The sequence below is a fragment of the Ekhidna sp. genome, from assembly GCF_965212185.1.
GTDB lineage: Bacteria > Bacteroidota > Bacteroidia > Cytophagales > Cyclobacteriaceae > Ekhidna.
Genome location: NZ_OZ243102.1, coordinates 136,484 through 155,271 on the forward strand (window position 1 = coordinate 136,484; position 18,788 = coordinate 155,271).

At 37.3% G+C, this 18,788-nt stretch carries 20 protein-coding genes and 1 tRNA gene; 12 read left to right on the forward strand and 9 right to left on the reverse strand.

The window, feature by feature from the left end; all coding sequences use genetic code 11:
- Window positions 1-31: 31 nt before the first annotated feature.
- Genes pruA through ACOMC3_RS00515 form a run of 4 tightly spaced genes read left to right on the forward strand, consistent with a single transcriptional unit; the run spans window position 32 to window position 4,483 of the window.
- A complete protein-coding gene (pruA, locus tag ACOMC3_RS00500; RefSeq protein WP_420317560.1) occupies window positions 32-1,657 on the forward strand; it encodes an L-glutamate gamma-semialdehyde dehydrogenase in 1,626 nt (541 codons plus the stop codon).
- The gene (locus tag ACOMC3_RS00505; protein ID WP_420319330.1) at window positions 1,654-2,073 is read left to right on the forward strand and encodes a VOC family protein; all 420 of its coding nucleotides are present in this window, start codon (window positions 1,654-1,656) and stop codon (window positions 2,071-2,073) included. Before pruA ends, ACOMC3_RS00505 begins: the two co-directional genes overlap by 4 nt.
- A 59-nt stretch (window positions 2,074-2,132) precedes the next feature.
- Window positions 2,133-2,921 carry a GAF domain-containing protein gene (locus ACOMC3_RS00510; RefSeq protein WP_420317561.1) on the forward strand — a complete coding sequence of 263 codons (789 nt, stop codon included), beginning with the start codon at window positions 2,133-2,135 and terminating at the stop codon, window positions 2,919-2,921.
- Window positions 2,922-2,956: 35 nt separating this feature from the next.
- Entirely contained in the window at window positions 2,957-4,483 is a 1,527-nt protein-coding gene (locus tag ACOMC3_RS00515; RefSeq protein ID WP_420317562.1) for a sensor histidine kinase, read from the forward strand.
- Here ACOMC3_RS00515 and ACOMC3_RS00520 read toward each other — a convergent pair.
- Both ACOMC3_RS00520 and ACOMC3_RS00525 read right to left on the reverse strand, forming a co-directional pair.
- Window positions 4,480-4,881, reverse strand: a complete 402-nt coding sequence (locus tag ACOMC3_RS00520; RefSeq protein ID WP_420317563.1) for a response regulator — start codon at window positions 4,879-4,881, stop codon at window positions 4,480-4,482. The two genes, ACOMC3_RS00515 and ACOMC3_RS00520, sit on opposite strands and share 4 nt — an antisense overlap.
- A 299-nt stretch (window positions 4,882-5,180) precedes the next feature.
- Window positions 5,181-5,254, reverse strand: a tRNA-Asn gene (locus ACOMC3_RS00525).
- 348 nt (window positions 5,255-5,602) lie between these two features.
- On the opposite strand from ACOMC3_RS00525, the gene ACOMC3_RS00530 reads away from it, so the two are divergent.
- The 3 genes from ACOMC3_RS00530 to ACOMC3_RS00540 all read left to right on the forward strand — a co-directional run bounded on the left by ACOMC3_RS00530 (window position 5,603) and on the right by ACOMC3_RS00540 (window position 8,866).
- Window positions 5,603-6,031, forward strand: coding sequence for an Hsp20/alpha crystallin family protein (locus ACOMC3_RS00530; protein WP_420317564.1), 429 nt, complete (start codon window positions 5,603-5,605; stop codon window positions 6,029-6,031).
- A 147-nt stretch (window positions 6,032-6,178) separates the two neighbouring features.
- Window positions 6,179-7,645: a Do family serine endopeptidase gene (locus ACOMC3_RS00535; RefSeq protein WP_420317565.1), complete on the forward strand. Its 1,467-nt coding sequence runs from the start codon at window positions 6,179-6,181 to the stop codon at window positions 7,643-7,645.
- A gap of 72 nt (window positions 7,646-7,717) precedes the next feature.
- The gene (locus tag ACOMC3_RS00540; RefSeq protein ID WP_420317566.1) at window positions 7,718-8,866 is read left to right on the forward strand and encodes an NAD(P)/FAD-dependent oxidoreductase; all 1,149 of its coding nucleotides are present in this window, start codon (window positions 7,718-7,720) and stop codon (window positions 8,864-8,866) included.
- Here the strand turns inward: ACOMC3_RS00540 and ACOMC3_RS00545 are convergent.
- Window positions 8,863-9,723: a UbiA family prenyltransferase gene (locus ACOMC3_RS00545; protein ID WP_420317567.1), complete on the reverse strand. Its 861-nt coding sequence runs from the start codon at window positions 9,721-9,723 to the stop codon at window positions 8,863-8,865. The two genes, ACOMC3_RS00540 and ACOMC3_RS00545, sit on opposite strands and share 4 nt — an antisense overlap.
- 54 nt (window positions 9,724-9,777) lie before the next feature.
- Between ACOMC3_RS00545 and ACOMC3_RS00550 the strand changes: the two genes are divergently transcribed.
- Together ACOMC3_RS00550 and ACOMC3_RS00555 are read left to right on the forward strand one after the other, a co-directional pair.
- The gene (locus ACOMC3_RS00550; RefSeq protein WP_420317568.1) at window positions 9,778-10,875 is read left to right on the forward strand and encodes a type III polyketide synthase; all 1,098 of its coding nucleotides are present in this window, start codon (window positions 9,778-9,780) and stop codon (window positions 10,873-10,875) included.
- Window positions 10,868-11,554 (forward strand): methyltransferase domain-containing protein, encoded by a 687-nt coding sequence (locus tag ACOMC3_RS00555; protein ID WP_420317569.1) that lies wholly within the window; start codon window positions 10,868-10,870, stop codon window positions 11,552-11,554. The genes ACOMC3_RS00550 and ACOMC3_RS00555 overlap by 8 nt, the downstream gene beginning before the upstream one ends.
- On the opposite strand, the gene ACOMC3_RS00560 is transcribed toward ACOMC3_RS00555, so the two are convergent.
- On the reverse strand, window positions 11,555-12,106 hold the full coding sequence (locus ACOMC3_RS00560; protein ID WP_420317570.1) for an EF-hand domain-containing protein: 552 nt from the start codon (window positions 12,104-12,106) through the stop codon (window positions 11,555-11,557). It lies immediately after the preceding gene.
- 128 nt (window positions 12,107-12,234) lie between these two features.
- Between ACOMC3_RS00560 and ACOMC3_RS00565 the strand changes: the two genes are divergently transcribed.
- The gene (locus ACOMC3_RS00565; RefSeq protein ID WP_420317571.1) at window positions 12,235-13,773 is read left to right on the forward strand and encodes an aldehyde dehydrogenase family protein; all 1,539 of its coding nucleotides are present in this window, start codon (window positions 12,235-12,237) and stop codon (window positions 13,771-13,773) included.
- Here the strand turns inward: ACOMC3_RS00565 and ACOMC3_RS00570 are convergent.
- The 5 genes from ACOMC3_RS00570 to ACOMC3_RS00590 are packed head-to-tail and all read right to left on the reverse strand — an operon-like array spanning window position 13,770 to window position 17,176.
- On the reverse strand, window positions 13,770-14,051 hold the full coding sequence (locus ACOMC3_RS00570) for a hypothetical protein (protein WP_420317572.1): 282 nt from the start codon (window positions 14,049-14,051) through the stop codon (window positions 13,770-13,772). The two genes, ACOMC3_RS00565 and ACOMC3_RS00570, sit on opposite strands and share 4 nt — an antisense overlap.
- Before the next feature lie 30 nt (window positions 14,052-14,081).
- On the reverse strand, window positions 14,082-15,230 hold the full coding sequence (locus ACOMC3_RS00575) for a serine hydrolase (RefSeq protein WP_420317573.1): 1,149 nt from the start codon (window positions 15,228-15,230) through the stop codon (window positions 14,082-14,084).
- A gap of 43 nt (window positions 15,231-15,273) precedes the next feature.
- On the reverse strand, window positions 15,274-15,765 hold the full coding sequence (locus ACOMC3_RS00580; protein ID WP_420317574.1) for a hypothetical protein: 492 nt from the start codon (window positions 15,763-15,765) through the stop codon (window positions 15,274-15,276).
- Window positions 15,762-16,937: a cytochrome P450 gene (locus ACOMC3_RS00585; RefSeq protein WP_420317575.1), complete on the reverse strand. Its 1,176-nt coding sequence runs from the start codon at window positions 16,935-16,937 to the stop codon at window positions 15,762-15,764. Before ACOMC3_RS00585 ends, ACOMC3_RS00580 begins: the two co-directional genes overlap by 4 nt.
- A complete protein-coding gene (locus ACOMC3_RS00590) occupies window positions 16,934-17,176 on the reverse strand; it encodes an acyl carrier protein (RefSeq protein WP_420317576.1) in 243 nt (80 codons plus the stop codon). Before ACOMC3_RS00590 ends, ACOMC3_RS00585 begins: the two co-directional genes overlap by 4 nt.
- A gap of 289 nt (window positions 17,177-17,465) precedes the next feature.
- On the opposite strand from ACOMC3_RS00590, the gene ACOMC3_RS00595 reads away from it, so the two are divergent.
- Together ACOMC3_RS00595 and ACOMC3_RS00600 are read left to right on the forward strand one after the other, a co-directional pair.
- Window positions 17,466-18,053: a DUF3667 domain-containing protein gene (locus tag ACOMC3_RS00595; protein ID WP_420317577.1), complete on the forward strand. Its 588-nt coding sequence runs from the start codon at window positions 17,466-17,468 to the stop codon at window positions 18,051-18,053.
- Between the two features lie 187 nt (window positions 18,054-18,240).
- Complete coding sequence (locus tag ACOMC3_RS00600) at window positions 18,241-18,771, forward strand: YceI family protein (protein ID WP_420317578.1); 531 nt, start codon at window positions 18,241-18,243, stop codon at window positions 18,769-18,771.
- Window positions 18,772-18,788 lie beyond the last annotated feature (17 nt).

Consider the following 18,788-nt stretch of genomic DNA (forward strand, 5'->3'; position numbering starts at 1 on the left):
TTTTGCGCTCCATTCATAAAAATATTGAGAGATGTCCAAAGGAAATTTTTTCGTACCTAAGCCAATTAATGAACCTGTTCTTAGCTATGCTCCTGGTTCTCCTGCCAGAGAAGAATTATTGGCTAGATATAAAGAGATGTACAATCAGCAAATTGATGCACCAATGTACATTGGAAGTAAAGAGGTTTACACAGATAACAAAATCCCGATGACTTGTCCTCATGATCACAAGCATGTATTGGGTCATTTTTCAGAGGGAGATGCATCTCATGTACAAGAGGCGATTGAGGCTGCATTGGGCGCAAAAGAGCAATGGGAGAATATGACATGGGAGAATAGGTCCAGCATTTTTATAAAAGCAGCTGATTTATTGGCTGGACCATACCGATCAAAAATTAACGCAGCAACTATGCTCGGCCAGGGCAAAAATGTTCATCAGGCAGAAATTGATGCGGCTTGTGAATTCATTGATTTCCTAAGATTTAATGCAGCTTTCATGCAAGAGCTGTATATGCAGCAGCCGATTTCATCGGAAGGCATCTGGAACAGAATGGAATATCGTCCACTTGAAGGATTTGTATTTGCCATTACTCCATTCAATTTCACAGCGATTGCAGGAAACCTTCCTGCAGCACCTGCATTGATGGGTAACACGGTCATTTGGAAACCAAGTTATACTCAGGTCTATTCAGCTCAAGTAATCATGGAGGTATTTAAAAAGGCTGGCTTACCAGATGGTGTTATTAACCTCATTTATGTTGACGGGCCGGTAGCAGGAGATGTAATTTTTAATCATCCTGATTTTGCTGCATTACACTTTACCGGAAGTACCGGTGTTTTTAAAACGCTCTGGAAAACAATAGGAGCCAATTTGGATGTATATAAAACATACCCACGAATCGTAGGTGAGACAGGAGGAAAGGACTTTGTGGTAGCACACAAATCTGCAGATGCCAAAGAAGTGGCCACTGGACTTGTAAGAGGTGCCTTTGAATTCCAAGGACAAAAATGTAGTGCTGCCTCGAGAGCTTATATTCCTTCTAATATCTGGGCAGATGTCAAAAAATATATGATTGAGGACTTGAAGTCTATAAAAATGGGCTCACCAGAAGACCCATCAAATTTTGTGAATGCGGTTATTGATGGAACTGCATTTAAGAAAATAACCTCATATATTGATGAAGCTAAGTCCTCAAAGGATGTAGAGCTTGTAGCTGGAGGGGGCTATGATGATTCAAAAGGATGGTTTGTTGAACCAACCGTTTTTGAAGCGAAGGATCCAAAGTACAAAACCATGTGTGAAGAGATCTTTGGGCCAGTTTTAACAATACATGTATATGATGAAAATAAGTTTGAGGAAATACTTGATGTAGTTGACCAGACTTCACCATACGCACTAACTGGTGCCATTTTCAGCAAAGACAGGTACGCGGTGGACCTTGCAACATATAAATTAAGGAATGCTGCTGGAAACTTTTACATCAACGATAAACCAACTGGTGCCGTAGTTGGTCAGCAGCCATTTGGAGGTGCAAGAGCATCGGGAACCAATGATAAGGCAGGCGCCATGATGAATTTACTTCGTTGGGTTAGTGCCAGAACGATAAAAGAAACTTTCGTTTCTCCAACTGATTACAGATATCCATTTCTAGGATAATGGCATTACGACCATTTCATTTAGCTGTTCCGGTAAAAGATTTGGATCAAACCCGAATTTTTTACCGGGATGTTATGGGATTCGAAGAAGGAAGATCATCCGATAAGTGGGTAGATTTTAGTTTCTATGGTCACCAATTTGTTATCCATATGGTGGATAAAAATGAAGGGACCGAGACTAATCCAGTTGATGGACATGCAGTCCCTGTTCCTCATTTTGGTGTAGTTCTAGGGTGGTCAGATTGGGAAGAACTGGCTAGAAAGTTGAAAAACTTAGAAATTAAGTTCATTATCGAACCTTATGTTCGTTTTGAAGGTCAGGTTGGTGAACAGGCGACCATGTTTTTTAAAGATCCATCAGGGAATGCGTTAGAATTTAAAGCATTTAAAAACGATGATCAGATCTTTGCTAAATAGGTTTCTTCTTTCCATTTATTAAAAATCTCTCTACATTCAAATTCGTTTTCAAAGTTCTTATGAGTGAGAATCAAGGAAAGAAGGTAGAATCAATCCTTCATTTGACTAAATCTGAAGCGTTACAGAGCGGAAAATTCAAAGATTTTATCTCTGAACTTATACCCGTGGTATGCTCATCTACAAATGCTTTACGCGCCTCATTTTGGTTGTACAGAAGAGAGAATGATGAATTTGAGTGCATTCAAAGCTATGATGGGGAAACAAAAAAGAAATCCCCTGGTATTGCTGTAGATGTTTCAACAATGCCTGTCTTTAAAAATGCTTTAAAGACTAAGCTTTTTATGCATATAGAGAATAATGATGATTCTGAAGAATATGATGAGTTTGTAGTTGACTATCTCCTCAAAAACAGATTGAGATCATGGGCGTCAATTCAGGTGTGGAATGATAATCGGTTGTTTGGGATAATCACAATAGAATGGCAGTCAAAGAAAGACTTTGCTGATCTTGATAAATTGATTTTGACTGCTGCAGCATCTATGATTAGTCAATGCTACGACGCTTTACTTAGATTAAAAGAAGATTTTCTTCATAGAAATGAAGTTAGCTCATTGAAAGTAGAAGAGAAGGAAAAGGAAAAACTAGCAAAAAAATTATCGGATCATGCTTTTTATACCTCTCACAGCATTCGCCATCCATTAGCAACTATATTGGCACTCATTGACTTGATCAAATTGAACTGGGAAAGCAGAGAAGCTTATGAAGAGCTATTGCAGCAATTAAAGATCGAAACCATGAATTTGGATGATGCCATTAGAGTGATGACGGCAAAAATTGAATTAGATTAGTCGACTTATTTAAAGTTTAAGTTTTTAATCACCCAATGACCAGAAAAACTAATCGAATAAAAGAAGTTATTCTTAAGAGAAGTACTTTCATCATTTTCTTAATATTGATTTTAGGTGCATTTGGGCTTCTTCGAATAGTTACTACACACAAGGACATAGATGATGTTGCGAATATTGATTTACCGATCATTGAAGTACTCACCCAAATTGAAACCTACCAGTTAGAGCAAGCAATTGCGTTTGAAAGAGCTATTCGGTACGCAGAAGAAATAGAACCTGGGAATGACATTGCACTTCAGGGATTTGCAGAAGCCGACAGCACATTTCGTTACCTCGCCGAACTAGTCGATATTTTATTGCTTGATGCAGAACAGTCAGTGATCGATGCTCTTAAACAGACGAATCAAGAAGCCCAACGAATCAAGCTTAAAGGGCTCCTTTTATCTATTCAAAAGTTAGAAAGCGATCACACAAGTTATGAAGCTCATGCACTGGAAGTTGTTGATTTGCTTGAGGAAGGCAAACTTGAAGAGGCGGTATTTGCATCAGAAAGAGTGGAGTCTGAAGAGGATCAATTTAATAAACAAGTAGAAGGTGTGCTCATGCGTCATGAGATGTTTACTGAAGCATTGGTAAAAATCGTTGAACAAGAAGAAGTACTCTCCATGAAGTGGATTGTTACTCTTACACTGCTTTTTATTATTCTTTCCTTGCTTGCTGTTTACACATTTAGCTATAAAATATGGCGTCCATTGGAGGATATCCGGTCAGGTGCTGAGAAAATTGGGAGAGGTAATTTGGATGCAAGAATTAAGCTATCATCGAACAGCATCACAAGTGATATCGTGGAATCATTTAATGAGATGGCAGATCGCCTCTCTTATTCACAGAAAGAAATTGATCAGTTCATACACTTTTCCTATAGTACTGCAGATGATTTAAAAGCGCCAATTACTAATCTTGGCTCTTTGCTTGACATGTTGGGCAAGGATAATATGAACTCCTCAAATTTTAAGGCTATTCTTAATAATGCTCGAAAAACAAATCAACAGCTTCAAAAAACGGTGACTTCATTGGTTGAGGTAAATAAAGTTCGGGAGGAATTAGCCAGTGATAGTGAGCGGTTAGACATTGACGAGGTTCTTAAGGAAGTGGTAGCTAGTAATATAACCAAAGTAAAAAATGCAAACGCAGCTATAAAAAAGGATTTCTCAGAATGTTCTGAAATAGATTATCCTAAATCACAGCTTAAAATGATTTTTAAGCACCTACTCACGAACTCCTTGGCCTATAGAGATCCTGAAAAGGCTCTTCAAATTAGAGTTAAGTCCAAAAGCGTCAATAGACATACAACAATTATTTTTAAAGACAATGGTTTAGGTTTTGACTCGATCAAACATCGGGATGAAATCTTCAGGCCATACATCAGGCTGCATTCACATGTTGATGGTTCTGGTCTTGGTCTTTATGTCATTCAAATGATCATAGACTATCATAGAGGAGGCATAAGAGTAGAAAGCGAGCCAAAAAAAGGTGCAACTTTTGCTTTGAGACTCAACTAGTGATTGACTAGATGATCATCATAAATCTTGTAAAGAAGTTCAGGAGACAATGGTTTTGAAATAAAGGCGGCTATTTGTTTTGATGATGAAGCCCTTTCTTCATCTTTTGCTGAGATGGATGAGGTAAGCATTATTACTTTGGTACCCCCATTCATTCCAAGCTTCTCATACTCCTCCATAAAGTCCCAGCCATCGTAATCGGGCATATTTAAATCCAGGAAAATAATATCAGGAGATTCACCATTAGATTTCGCTTTATTTAGAAATTCGATAGCATTTGGAACATTGTTGATGGTTTCAACTTCATCAGCAAATTTTGCGTGTTTAATGATGACTGAATTGATTGAGTTGACGATATCATCATCATCTACGAGTAGTACCTTTTTAAATCTTTCCAAGGTTGGTGACGGTTTATAACCCTTAAAGTTAAAAAAAGCCTATTGAATATTGATTTTAGTGATGTCTTTTTTTGAATTGATTTGAATGATTGCTTTGATCTGCTCTAAACGCACATTTGAACCAATAATTGATTCAAACAAAAAAAACCGAGTATAAATAACAGGCTTAAAGTTGCTCTCCCTCTTGGGCCGATCGCTGCGGCGAACGGTCGGAGTGGCGCTCCACTCAAGGACCGGGTTGTTGTCATCAAAACAAAAGACATAAAAAAAGCCTGGTATTAAAACCAGGCTTAAAGTTGCTCTCCCTCTTGGGCTCGAACCAAGGACCCTCTGATTAACAGTCAGATGCTCTAACCAGCTGAGCTAAGGGAGAATTTTTTATAACATAACCCTTTTATGAAGGTCTTCTCTGCTCTAATGCTGACGCTTCGGTCAGCATCCTGATCGGCTTAGCCGCGTCAGGACCAGCTGAGCTAAGGGAGAAGATTTCCTAAAAAGGAGTGCAAATGTAAACATCCAATTTGCAATTCTCAATGCCTCCTATTAAAAAAATTTGAAATAATCGCATAATGCCAAAAGAAGACATAATGACATGCTTAATCATTTGTTTTGAATCAAAAGAAGACACAATGACATGAAAAGTATCAAAATTTGCTATTGGTACAGAATTCGATTATTCCCTATTCGAATTTGAACATGTAAAACCAAAATACTTAGGAAAATGGGACTTATAAAGTACAACACAAATGATTACAGACCGACAAGCTTTAGAAGCTTAGTTGACAGATTTTTCAATGATGAATTTGTAGGTGGATCAATGCCGACCTTCTCACCTAAAGTGGACATTGCTGAAACTGATAAGGAATTTGAAGTTCAGTTACATGTCCCAGGAATGAAAAAGGGTGATTTCAACATTGACTTGAATGACGATCAAATCACTGTAAGTGGTGAGAGAAAATTTGAGAATGAAGAGAAAAACAAAAATTATCACAGTGTAGAAAGCTACTATGGATCATTTAGTAGAACCTTTTACCTACCAGAGGTGGTAAACAAAGACAAAGTAGATGCTTCTTATCAGGATGGTATTCTTAAAATCACATTACCTAAGGATGAGAAGAAAGTCACTAAAAAGCAAATAGCAGTTAAGTAGTGTTTTGAGTAGGTGATTGGGGTGTTCGCCAGCCGGCGGATGCCCTTTTTTTTGTTAATTATGGTTAAGCTTATCACTTTCTTTTCTCTTTCTATAACCATAGATGCAGTTTAGGGGTATAAAGAGTAAGTTTAAAAAGGATTTAATATGAGTAAGAGAAGTTTTATACTAGCCATGGTGTTTTCTTCACTTTTTGGAGGCATTGTTGCCGTGGTTGGATTTACCTTAATTTCACCTCAAGAACGAATTATTCAGCAAACTTCTGGTGGAGCTAATCCAGTAAGCCTTACTAATTATGTTTTTGATTCAGCAGACTTCATTGTTCCTGAAGGCTTAAATTTCGTATTTGCAGCAAAAAATGCCACGCCATCAGTGGTTCATATAAGAACAAGCTATTCAGATGGTAGTCGTGCAAATAGCCCATTTAACGAATTTTTTAAGGATTACTTTGGAGAGCGATATGATCGAAGGGGGGGACCTTCAAGAGGTGCTGGTTCTGGTGTTGTAATATCTCCTGATGGATATATTGTGACCAATAATCACGTAATAGAAAATGCGGACGATATAGAGATTGTCTTGAATGATAATCGAAGCTATCAGGCAAAAGTGATTGGGGTAGATGCAGACACGGATTTAGCAGTGTTGAAAATTGATGAAGAGAACTTAGTTGCTGCTAAATACGGGGATTCAGATGATATAAACATAGGGGAATGGGTACTTGCTATCGGAAATCCTTATGAGTTTAGATCTACAGTGACTGCAGGTATTATTAGTGCCAAAGGAAGAAATATTAATATACTAGATGGAGACTATCGAATTGAATCATTTATTCAAACAGATGCAGCAGTGAATCCTGGAAATAGTGGAGGGGCATTAGTCAATTTAAATGGTGAGCTTGTTGGAATCAACACCGCGATAGCTTCACCTTCAGGTGCTTTTGCTGGATATTCTTTCGCAGTACCGGTATCCTTAGTAAAAAAAGTAGTCAGCGATTTGGTTGAGTATGGCGCGGTTCAAAGAGCTTTATTGGGGATCTCTATTCGAGATGTTAATGCACAAGTAGCCGAACAATTTGATCTGGACATTTTGAAGGGAGTATATGTTGGAGGTGTCATGCAGGGAGGAGCTGCTTCAAAAGCAGGTTTAGAAGATGGTGACGTAATTGTTGCCATTGATGACAGACCTGTAAACAGTGTCGCACAATTACAAGAACAGATTGCCATCAAAAGACCTGGAGATGAGGTCACGGTTAAGTTCATCAGAGATGGAAGAGAAAAAAGTGTAATTGCTGAACTCCGAAACGAAGCTGGCACCATCGATGTGGTTGAGTTAGCTTCAGATTATCGAATTGAAGGAGCCACATTTGTGGATGTATCTGATGACATTAAATCAAAATTAGACATTGATGGAGGAGTTCAAATAGCGGAACTTGGTCCTGGAAAATGGCGTGAAGTAAGAATGAAAGAAGGATTTATTATTACAGGTATTGATAATGAGAAAATCAGAAATATTCGAGATTTAGAAAATTATTTCAAACGTCCACGGACTGATGGAATCCTCATTGAGGGCGTTTATCCAGATGGGAGCAAAGCTCATTACGGATTAGGATTGTAAATTTTTAAAATCAATCGGCACTAAAAAGGCCTGCAATATTTGCAGGCCTTTTTATTTGTGTTCGATTATTGAATGAATAAAGGCATTTATTTCCATAATTTCGGAGATGTGAAAGATGTGATAATTATTGGGGGTGGGTTAGCAGGACTTTTCAATGCTATTCTTTTGAATAGAGCTGGTTTAAGTGTCCGATTATTCGAAGAGAAACCATACCCTTTCCATCGGGTCTGCGGTGAGTATATATCCAATGAAGTCATTCCATTTCTTGAATCAAATAATTTATTTCCGAGTGAATTAAAACCATCCAATATTACCCAATTTCAACTAAGCGCTATTTCTGGTGAAAGTTTGGAAATGCCACTTGATTTAGGAGGATTTGGCATCAGCAGGTATAGATATGATCATTGGTTGGCTAATAAAGCAAAAAGTGAAGGGGTAGAAATTACACATCGAAGAATCATCGAAGGTGGGTTTGAATCTGATAGGCATACTGTTGAAGATAAAAGTGGAGATAGGTACCAAGCAAAAATTGTAATTGGTGCTTTTGGAAAAAGAAGCACATTTGATAAAAGTCTTCGAAGAAAGTTTATAACAAAAAGGTCCCCATACGTGGGAGTGAAATACCACATCAAAACAGACTTGGTTGATGATGATTTAATTGCTCTGCATAACTTCAGAAATGGCTATTGTGGTGTAAGTCGAGTTGAAAATGATGTATTTAATTTATGCTATTTATCACATCGGGAAAATTTAAAGAATCATGGATCAATAGCAATAATGGAAAAAAAAGTTCTAATGAAAAATCCATTTTTGAAGGAGATTTTTTCAGATTCTGATTTCTTATTTGAGAAGCCTCAGGTGATAAACGAGATCACTTTTGAGAAGAAAGAACCAATTTTTAATCATATACTAATGAGTGGTGATGCATCAGGTATGATTACTCCTCTATGTGGCAATGGGATGGCGATGGCTATTCACTCAGCTAAAATTTTATGTGAGCTTATAATTGAGAATTTGGATGGAAGTTTTGATAGACAAAAACTGGAAAAAGAGTATTCAATAGCCTGGAATAGGCAGTTTGCTAATAGAATGGCAATGGGTCGAAGTATTCAAAAACTATTTGGCTCAGAGTGGGTATCAAAATCAGCAGTTGTTTTGGCTCAAAAATTTCGCCCATTTGCTCAGGTGCTCATGAGACAAACTCATGGCCAACCATTCTAGGAAAGCCAGAGGAAGACAAAAAATCCGTTGAGCATAAGTGAAGATATTAGATTCAATCGCATCGTAGATTCAAAATCAGCATTTGCAGAATCATTTCTTGCTCTCAAATACCAGAAAGTAAAATAAAATAGAACAGGTGCCATAAATATGAGAAAAGCCACAGCTTCTGTCATGGAATGATAGTTCATGAAATAGTAAACAAATCCTGCACTTGAAATGAGAAATGCTATTGAAGTAAAGTGGAATGTTCCTAAAACCCCTAGCTTCAAGCTAATGGTAATATCTCCTCTTTTTTCGTCTTCATCGTGCTGGTAAATCTGGGTCATTGGATAGGATCCCAATAAAAGTAGAGAACTTAAAATGCCTGGCATTTGAATGCTCCAATTCCAGGTTTCAGCTATTAAAGTTTCATTAATGGCTAAGAAGCTCATAAGAAAAGTAAAGTATCCCTGGAAGACTCCAGCAGAAAGCCAACCAATTACTGCATGTTTCTTAAGCCGGATATTAGGATGGCTATATGCTTTTGAAATAGCTCCATAAACGAATATCATCACAGTGAATTCAAGAGAAATAGTTAATGCAAGGAGAAGAGCTATAGAATCAAGTAAAAGAGAAATATAATAAAGTTCTTTTGTCGTTTTTGGAGGGTTTTTTAATCCCCCGATACTTTTTTCATCCTTATCGAAGTAGGAGTTATATCCATTGCTTGCTGGATATACAAGAAAGTGAAGGATAAAAAATGCTAGGAATGAATCACGAAAGTTGATTTCATTTGAAACGGCTAATGCCAACATAAAAACTGGCAGCAGAAAAAATGAGAATGGAATACGCAGGTGGAGAAATGTGGATTTTTTCAAAAGGAATAGATCATCTTGACTAAATGTTGGTTAATATTAATGAACTAGTAGCAGATGGCCGCATTTATTCAATCGATAGGGACCTCATTACCACCAAATCTGGCGAGTCAGGATCAAATTGCTGATTTTATGGCCGAACATTTGAATCTTTCAGAACAGGAAGAGAGGAAATTAAGGGTTTTATACCGTGCAAGCGGCATCAAACAACGATATTCAGTATTGAAGGACTTCAGCCAGCGTTTAAATGGCCAAAGTTTCTTCAAAGAGGATGCAGCGTTTCCGTCTGCAAAGCCTCGAATGATGATTTATCAAAAGTATGCTATAGGTCTTGCTAAGGAGGCGTGTGAAAGAGCCATAAATATAGCATCAACAAAAAAATCAGAATTAACACACCTGATTTCTGTGAGCTGTACCGGAATGTATGCCCCGGGTTTAGATATAGAACTTATTGATCAATTACGCATGCCTACTTCAACGCAGCGGACGTCAATCAATTTTATGGGGTGTTATGCTGCTTTTAATGCAATGAAAGTAGCAAACAGTATTATTAATTCAGATAGTAATGCCAAGGTGTTAATTGTCTGTGTTGAGTTATGCAGTATTCATTTACAAGACAAAACGGATGATGAAAACTTACTTGCTAATGCCATATTCGGAGATGGTGCAGCTGCAATGGTAATATCATCAAAGGTTTCAAATCGCTCACTTGAACTAAAGAATTTCTTTAGTGATTTAGCCCTTCAGGCTCGGGGTGAAATGGGCTGGTATATTGGAGATCATGGTTTTGAGATGCATCTTAGTTCCAAAGTACCAGATGTAATAAAAGAAGGAATTGGCAAACTCACTCAGCGCTTATTGCACAGTATTAAGCTTTCGGTATCAGATATAGATTTTTTTGCTATTCATCCGGGAGGAAAGAGAATATTGGATGTGATTGAAGAAAAACTCTCCATCACTAAAGATCAAAATCAGGATGCAAGAGATATTCTTAGAACACATGGAAATATGTCTTCTCCAACCGTGCTATTTGTCATTAAAAAAATCTTTGATTCTCTAAAGGAATCAGATACTGAAAAACACTTGCTAACCTTTGCTTTCGGACCGGGACTAACTATGGAAAGCGCAGTTCTTAAAACTCATATTCGTGCTTGAGCATAGATCTGACGAAACAGAAATAATGGATGATCTTGCCATTTCTGGCGAAGTGGTTAATCAAACCTTACGTGAGCTCAATACCATTAACAGACGATTAGGAGGTAATCAGATTAGCATTTCTGCATTTAAAAATCTGGTAGCTGGTAAAAATTCAATTGAATTAGTTGATTTAGGATGTGGAGGAGGAGACATCATGGCTGATATGGCTAAATGGAGCAAAAAGCAGGGAATTAAAGCTACATTCATTGGAATTGATGCGAATGAGAATATTGTAGATTATGCTCAGCAGAATACAAGTGAGTATTCGGAAATAGCGTATCAAGCAATAAATATATTTAGCGATAAATTTAAAAATCAAACATTCGACATCATCCACTGCTGCTTGTTTGTTCATCATTTTACATCAGATCAATTAATTAACTTATTTGCTCAATTTAAGAAGCAAGCAAGGTTAGGGGTAATAATAAATGATCTCCACAGACATCCATTGGCATATTGGAGCATTGGGTTGTTAACCTCACTCTTTTCAAAATCAGAAATGGTCAGAAATGATGCCACTATATCTGTAGCTCGAGGATTTAGGAAAAAGGAATTAATTGAGATATTAAAAGGTGCAGAAATAAATGAATATCGATTGGAATGGAAGTGGGCGTTTAGATGGAAACTTATTTTCTAGTTATTTCCAATCACCGAAAATCAAATTGCCTTTAGCCTGCTCGTCATTTGACCTAAAGAAATTGCTAAGTCCGGCAACCATTTCATCGGCGGATATGTAATCATCACCATTTTCATCTAACTCCTCAAACCCTTGAACAGCTACATTGTGTGAAATATTGTAAATAGTGAGCATATTGGCATATTCATCTCTTGAGATCAGGCGATCTTTATTCATATCAAACAAATCAAAAATGTGCCTTGAGGTTCTCTGGATATAATGATCCAGAATGCCTGGTTCATCAGACTCTATTTGATCTCTAAAAAACGCTATCCAATCCCATAAAGTAAGGCTAAGCTCTGGATTATGAAGGTCTGTAAGCAGCTGAACAAAAAGGCGATGTGACTTTAAAAGGATCATTCTTGCGCACCGAGAGTCTTCGCTAAGTTTTAATTGGGCAACAATTTTCTTCCCAACATTAACAAAGTCAATTGGTTGCAACTGCCCATTCCGATCGATATCCAGCACATTGAAGAGGTGATGAACCTTCTTTTTTTGCGTTTCTGAGAACACTAATCGGAGGCTTTTGGGTTGTGTGGTGGTCAAGCTCCCCATTTATTGTATCACAATTTACAAAAATATTTCCAGCCTTCCACGCATTTCTTAGCTTTGCACCCCAATTATTAACCCTATCAAATAATATGTCCCAGGATATCCAATCAATTTTAAATAAGCTTCAGGTAGAAGCAAATAATAAAGGTGCAGCATATGGCAGCAACTGGCTTAGCTCCTCAGGAGAGAATTTAGCTTCTTATTCTCCCGTAGATGGTAAAGTGATCGCTAATGTCCAACTGGCTGATGAAAAAGCATATGAGCAGGTGATTAACGAAGCACAATCTGCCTTTAAAGAATGGAGGTTGTTACCTGCTCCTCAAAGAGGTGAGGTTGTTCGTCAGCTTGGCAATGAGCTGAGAGAGTATAAGCAAGAGCTTGGATCGCTTGTTTCTTATGAAATGGGTAAATCACTACAAGAAGGTCTTGGAGAAGTGCAGGAAATGATTGATATCTGCGATTTTGCTGTAGGTCTATCACGTCAGCTTTACGGATTGACCATGCATTCTGAACGACCTTCACATAGGATGTATGAGCAATGGCATCCACTGGGCATAGTAGGAATCATTTCTGCATTCAACTTTCCTGTGGCGGTATGGTCATGGAATGCAGCCTTGGCTTGGGTATGTGGTGATGTTTGCGTTTGGAAACCTTCTGAAAAAGCGCCAATATCGGCAGTGGCTTGCCAAAAAATAGCGCAGAGAGTATTTGAGAAAAATGGAATCCACCCAGGAGTATGTGGTCTCTTAATTGGTGATGTTGAAATTGGCAAAAAATTAGCTGCTGATACCCGAGTGCCATTAATTTCTGCGACTGGATCAACTCGAATGGGTAAAGCAGTGGGCGAGGTAGTAGGAGCCAGACTTGGAAAGCATATTCTTGAATTAGGTGGAAACAATGCCATCATTATTTCTGAGCATGCAGATTTAAATCTAGTGATTCCGGGCGCAGTGTTTGGTGCGGTGGGAACAGCTGGACAAAGATGTACATCCACCCGAAGACTCATTATACATGAGAGTGTATATGAAGAAGTGAAGGAGAAAATCACGAATGCTTACGGACAATTACGAATCGGAGATCCTTTGGATGAAAACAATCATGTTGGACCACTTATCGATACGGATGCAGTAAAAATGTACCAGTCTGCGATTGAAAAAGTAAAAGCAGAAGGAGGTAAGACTGTCATAGAAGGAGAAGTGCTTTCTGGACCAGGTTATGAGTCCGGATGCTACGTGAAGCCGGCTATCTATGAAGTCAAAAATGATTTTGAGATTGTTTGCAATGAGACTTTTGCACCAATCCTTTATATGATCAAGTACTCAACGATAGAAGAGGCCATCGAAATGCAGAATGCAGTACCACAAGGACTTTCTTCTGCAATCATGACAACTAATGTTCGTGAATCTGAATTATTCTTGTCTCAAGCAGGATCTGATTGTGGAATTGCCAATGTGAATATCGGCACATCAGGAGCGGAAATTGGTGGAGCATTCGGCGGTGAGAAAGAAACCGGAGGCGGAAGAGAATCTGGCTCAGATGCATGGAAGGCATACATGAGAAGACAAACGAATACAATTAACTATTCCACTGAGTTGCCTTTGGCTCAGGGAATCAAGTTTGAGCTTTAGTAAAGAAGAAAGATAATCAGCCCAAAAAGGCTGATAATTGAAAGGAATAAAAAGGTCTGTCGCTTACGGACCTTTTTTTGTTTTGCATAGAATTTTTGGAGAAATATTCTTTTCATTTCAGGATCAAATTCTCTTGTTCTTTCAGCTATTTTCTTTTTAATGTAGAAGTAATTATTCTCTTCATAAATCTTCTTCATGGACTTTTTTCCACCCTTCAGTAGATTTCTATTGCTCCTGTAGGATTTGACCATATTGTCCATTACTCCAAAACCGCCCATATTTCCTTTTTTTTAGATTAAAATAATTAGTTATCTGGAATTCAATTCATACTCATACACCAACCTACCTAGCTCACCTAAAAAAGGCAGACCAACTGAGTCATATTCATAGATGCCGTCGTTGAAGATTTGGTTTTCATTGACATGAATAGTTGCTGCCAGGAAAAATTCAATGTTATTCTCGGAATCTCGGAAGTAGGCAATATCAGTCAGGTAACCATATGCCCAGCCTACTTTATTCATGATTGTCACTGTTTCAGGGTAATTTGTATTTTCAGCATCACCATACACTAGAAATTTCACATAATTATCAGCAAGTGTATCAATGGGATTAGGCAAATCCTTTGGTCTAAGCTTCATGATTTCTATCAATTCATTCTGATCACTTTCTTTGAATGAAAATCTTTGATCCTCATCAAAAACCTCTGGTTTGATGACTCTTTCTAAAGCACACAGCAAGCTTGAGACAGGCACATAATTTTTCACAGTAAAGTCAAATGGTTCCTGAATCAACTCACCATATTGATTGATGTATCCCTTTCCTTTTTTTTGATTCTGAGGGTTGAGATTGCTAATGAAATGTTGCTTTGTTGATTCTAACTCAAGCACCTCATCTTCATCCTTTACAGTGCCCTTGAATGTCCATGAGTTAGACTCTGGTGTATGAGCAAAAGCACTTTCTCCTAGTTGATGAATGATTCTTGATTTTACACCTAGTTTTGAAAGTGTGTTATTTATGTAATCCTTGCCCATTAGGTTATAAAGGATATTGCTGGCTTGGTTATCACTGTACACAAAAATCTTCTGGATTAGGTTTTTCACCATTATTGAATCTTGAAAAAGTGAATCAAAAAACAAACTTCTTGGATGGTGTTCACTTGAATCTGTTTTGAGAACTGTATTTATTGACAACCCTTTTTCATTCAGCCATTGTACCGATGTAAAGACATTAAGTATTTTGATACTACTTGCCGGATAGAAATATTGGGAAGTGTCGCCATAAATATGGTGAATGATTGTATCACTATCTATTTCTCCGTATATGATTTGAACTTCATGATTTTCTGAAGTTAAAGTTTCTTGAAAAGTTGCTGATCCTTCACTCAATATTGATTTAAGCTTAGATCTTTCACTACATCCAAGGAGTAATATTGTCAATACGATTAGCACATTTTTCATAGATGAGTTACTATTCTTATAAAAAACTATCGGATTGAAATACTTAATTGAATCTCGCCCCTTTGAAATAATAAACATAGATTGGATTATCCTTCTTTGAGAATCCAATGAGTGTCATGCCTGATGGAGTTTTAGTGGAACCTACACTTTTCAAATGAGGGTTTTCCATTTCAGCAATTAAACCAATAGGTCTATCCTCTTCACCAATTGATTTTGAATAGGTCTCTAAAACTTGAATCGTTTCTTTAGTTATTTTGATAAACAGACCTGGCACTCTATAGACAGGCGAAATCATTCCTCGAAAGACAAACAAATTATTCTTGAGCGTGGGATAATCAGTTAAGTAGGAAGTTGTCACACCGATGATCTGATTATTTGCGTTTCTGGCTACAATCACAACTTGTTTTGCTCTTTTTACAATATCCTCAGAAGGCGGAATTGCATTGTACTGATTCCAGAATGAAATGATTTCCTGAATCAGCTCATCTGTTTTCTCAACCCAAACATTATGTATTGTAATTTTTTGTGAACTCACTTTAAACGTAGGTTAAAAGACTTATAGCTTTTGATCGTATACTGATCTCTTAAGATTGGTTCATTTTCAATACTCAATCGATCAATCATAGGTAATAATTTTTCAATAAGAACTTCTGCTTCTATTTCAGCAAGTTGGCTTCCAAGACAATAATGAATACCGTAACCGAAGGATAGATGCTCTCGCTTTGCTCTGTCCCATACGATTTCTTCTGGTTTTTCAAATTGAGAAGGGTCCACATTCGCTGCAGCTATACAAACGGTGAGTGCAGAATTTGCAGGGATCGCTTGGCCTCCCAAATCGATCAATTCTGTGTTGGTTCTACCAGTAATCTGTACAGGTGAATAAAGTCGTAGTATTTCGTTTATGTAAGATTTTACACCATACGTTTCAATATTACTCCGATGATCTTTATTGTTTAGAAGGTGATAAATACAAAGAGTCAACAGACTGGAAGTTGTTTCGTATCCAGCGATGAAAATGAATAATAGTAAATTGATCATTTCATTTTCAGGATACTTATGGATCATGAGCTGAGTGAGCTTCGTTGGAGTATATCCCTTGGCTAGAATATTTTTTTTCATGAATAATTGTAGCCGCTGAGAAGATTCCGCAATTGTTAAAATATCCCTGTAAGAGAGATATGGACCAAGTATTTGGACCAGATTAATTCCATCCATGGCGTAGCGTTCGGTTTCATCCTTCGGTAGACCCAATAATGTACTAATCACATTTAAGGGGATTTTTCGACAAAGACTGCCAATGGCATCAAACTGATTAGGCAATTCGTCCAATATTTCAGTGATCACCTCATCCGATACTTTTTTTAATTCAGCGATTCCAGGCCAGGACTTAGCCATGTCTGATTTGATTATTTGTTGATCAGGAGGGTTTATTTGAACGAGCATGCCTGAAACAGAGTCTACTAAATGTGTCAGGTCTTGACCCCTTAAAGACGCTTCATTCACCATTTTTTCAACCCAGGATAATCTAAGACCGGTCTCAAAGGAAGGATTTTGTAAGACTTGCTTACATTCTTGATAACCCAAAACCACATAGTCTCCAGTGCTAGCTTTGAAAACTTCATTCACCTTTCTGATTTCCTTATAGGCACTATAGGGGTCACGTATGAAGTCTTTGCTAGTAGGTTTCCAAAGATCCGCAACAGTCATGATAATTCTTTATGAATGAATTCAGAAAATGATAGGATTGTTGGATTATCGTAAATACTCAGAGGATCAATATATATATCCAATTTCTCCTCCATCTTGGCTAGCAAAAAAATACTATTAACAGAATCAAGCCCCAGATCATGAAAACTTCTAAGCTCGTCAAGGTCTTGTGGATTTAATCTTAATTCCTCGGCTATGATGTCTTTAACATGTTGTTTGATTTCAGGTAGTGAGGCCATAGAAAAATATCTTAATCTGAATCGATCTGAAATAACATCTTAAGCAATCTAAATCATATGGCTTTAACGGGAAGATCAATATTACAATGAATGATTAAATTCAAACAATTTTCAATGTCGTTTAATACCAATGAACTCACCTAATTTACATAAATGTCTCAATTGCGAAGCGCCTATTGATGCTAATTATTGTAGCAATTGTGGGCAGTCCACATCCGTTCACAGAATAACTTTTCGTGAAACATTCAACGATTTCTTTAGCTCATCCTTCGCGCTTGAGGGCCCATTAATGTCAACCATTAGGTTATTGACACTTAATCCGGGAAGACTTTTCCGAGAATTTTTGAGTGGTAAAAGAAAGTCTTATTATAAGCCTGTTGCTTTTTTTGTCCTACTTACTGCTATTTATATCATCGTTAGATCTGGAATTGGATATGACCCATTTCAGAATCAGTCCCAGATGAATGGTGAAGGTGTTCATGAAAAGGCAAAACCATTTATAGAGGCTGGGAAATTCATGGTAGCTAACATTAATAACATTATGTTCTTCCTAGTCTTTTCAATTGGGTTTTCGCACAAGCTGTTTTTTCGTAAAAAATATCTTCTTGCAGAGTATGTTACAATCGGTTTTTTCATAGCTGGTATTTATTTGATCTTTGGATTGCTGCTAATGATATACAGTGTTACCATTTCATTTGTAACACCTCAATATGCTACGATATTTCTATTTATCTACCTATTTTATTCAGCCATATCGTTTCATCAACGCCTATCATTCGGAAGTTTTATCAAATACCTTCTATTAAGTGTGTTATCTATTTTTCTTTACATTTTATTGGGTTTCGGATTTTCTTTATTCGTTGTAGTTTTTTCTTAAAAAAATAACTTCGATATCAAACGGCTTCATTAGGTTGAATCATTTTTCCCGGGTGGCATTCGTCATGCTTTACCCTAATATATATCACTTATCGGCGTGTTAAAGGTCATGCGTCTCTCTGCATAATATCATAATAGGCTACTTACCGCACTTCTAATTTAGCATTGAAAATAAGAAGTAATAAGTAATGAAATACCTATTGATAATGACGGTATTAGGTGGATTTTTCGCCTTTGGCCAACTAAAGTTAGACACAGATAAGAGTTCCCTGATTATTGAAGGTACTTCCTCTTTACACGATTGGGAAATGACAGTTGAAGAATTTGACGTAACAGGAGTAATCACTGATACACAGGTTCAAAACCTCGAGGTAACTATCAAATCTAAATCAATGAAGAGTGGAAAATCCATTATGGATGATAAGGCTTACAACGCGGTAGAAGCTGATGATTATCCAGAGATAATCTTTTCTGCTAAGTCTCTAAAAATCGGTGGTGAAAGAATCACCGGTCGAGGCTCACTTCAGATTGCTGAAGAAAGTAGAATGATAGACCTGGATGTCAAGATTGTTAAAAATGGAGCATCAGAAATCCAGTTGGTTGGATTGGTTCCATTAAGAATGTCTGACTTCAATATCACTCCTCCTACGGCAATGTTTGGCACATTAAAAACAGGAGATGAAATAGTAATCAAATACGACATCTCATTAACTAAATAATTAATTCATTAAAACAA

Bases quoted from the DNA above. Each gene is read 5' to 3' on its own strand.
- ACOMC3_RS00550 (WP_420317568.1), top strand. From the start codon at position 9,778: ATGGCCGCATTTATTCAATCGATAGGGACCTCATTACCACCAAATCTG.
- ACOMC3_RS00510 (WP_420317561.1), top strand. From the start codon at position 2,133: ATGAGTGAGAATCAAGGAAAGAAGGTAGAATCAATCCTTCATTTGACT.
- ACOMC3_RS00535 (WP_420317565.1), top strand. From the start codon at position 6,179: ATGAGTAAGAGAAGTTTTATACTAGCCATGGTGTTTTCTTCACTTTTT.
- ACOMC3_RS00595 (WP_420317577.1), top strand. From the start codon at position 17,466: ATGTCAACCATTAGGTTATTGACACTTAATCCGGGAAGACTTTTCCGA.
- pruA (WP_420317560.1), top strand. From the start codon at position 32: ATGTCCAAAGGAAATTTTTTCGTACCTAAGCCAATTAATGAACCTGTT.
- ACOMC3_RS00600 (WP_420317578.1), top strand. From the start codon at position 18,241: ATGAAATACCTATTGATAATGACGGTATTAGGTGGATTTTTCGCCTTT.
- ACOMC3_RS00530 (WP_420317564.1), top strand. From the start codon at position 5,603: ATGGGACTTATAAAGTACAACACAAATGATTACAGACCGACAAGCTTT.
- ACOMC3_RS00515 (WP_420317562.1), top strand. From the start codon at position 2,957: ATGACCAGAAAAACTAATCGAATAAAAGAAGTTATTCTTAAGAGAAGT.
- ACOMC3_RS00570 (WP_420317572.1), bottom strand. From the start codon at position 14,051: ATGGGCGGTTTTGGAGTAATGGACAATATGGTCAAATCCTACAGGAGC.
- ACOMC3_RS00590 (WP_420317576.1), bottom strand. From the start codon at position 17,176: ATGGCCTCACTACCTGAAATCAAACAACATGTTAAAGACATCATAGCC.
- ACOMC3_RS00575 (WP_420317573.1), bottom strand. From the start codon at position 15,230: ATGAAAAATGTGCTAATCGTATTGACAATATTACTCCTTGGATGTAGT.
- ACOMC3_RS00540 (WP_420317566.1), top strand. From the start codon at position 7,718: ATGAATAAAGGCATTTATTTCCATAATTTCGGAGATGTGAAAGATGTG.
- ACOMC3_RS00565 (WP_420317571.1), top strand. From the start codon at position 12,235: ATGTCCCAGGATATCCAATCAATTTTAAATAAGCTTCAGGTAGAAGCA.
- ACOMC3_RS00585 (WP_420317575.1), bottom strand. From the start codon at position 16,937: ATGACTGTTGCGGATCTTTGGAAACCTACTAGCAAAGACTTCATACGT.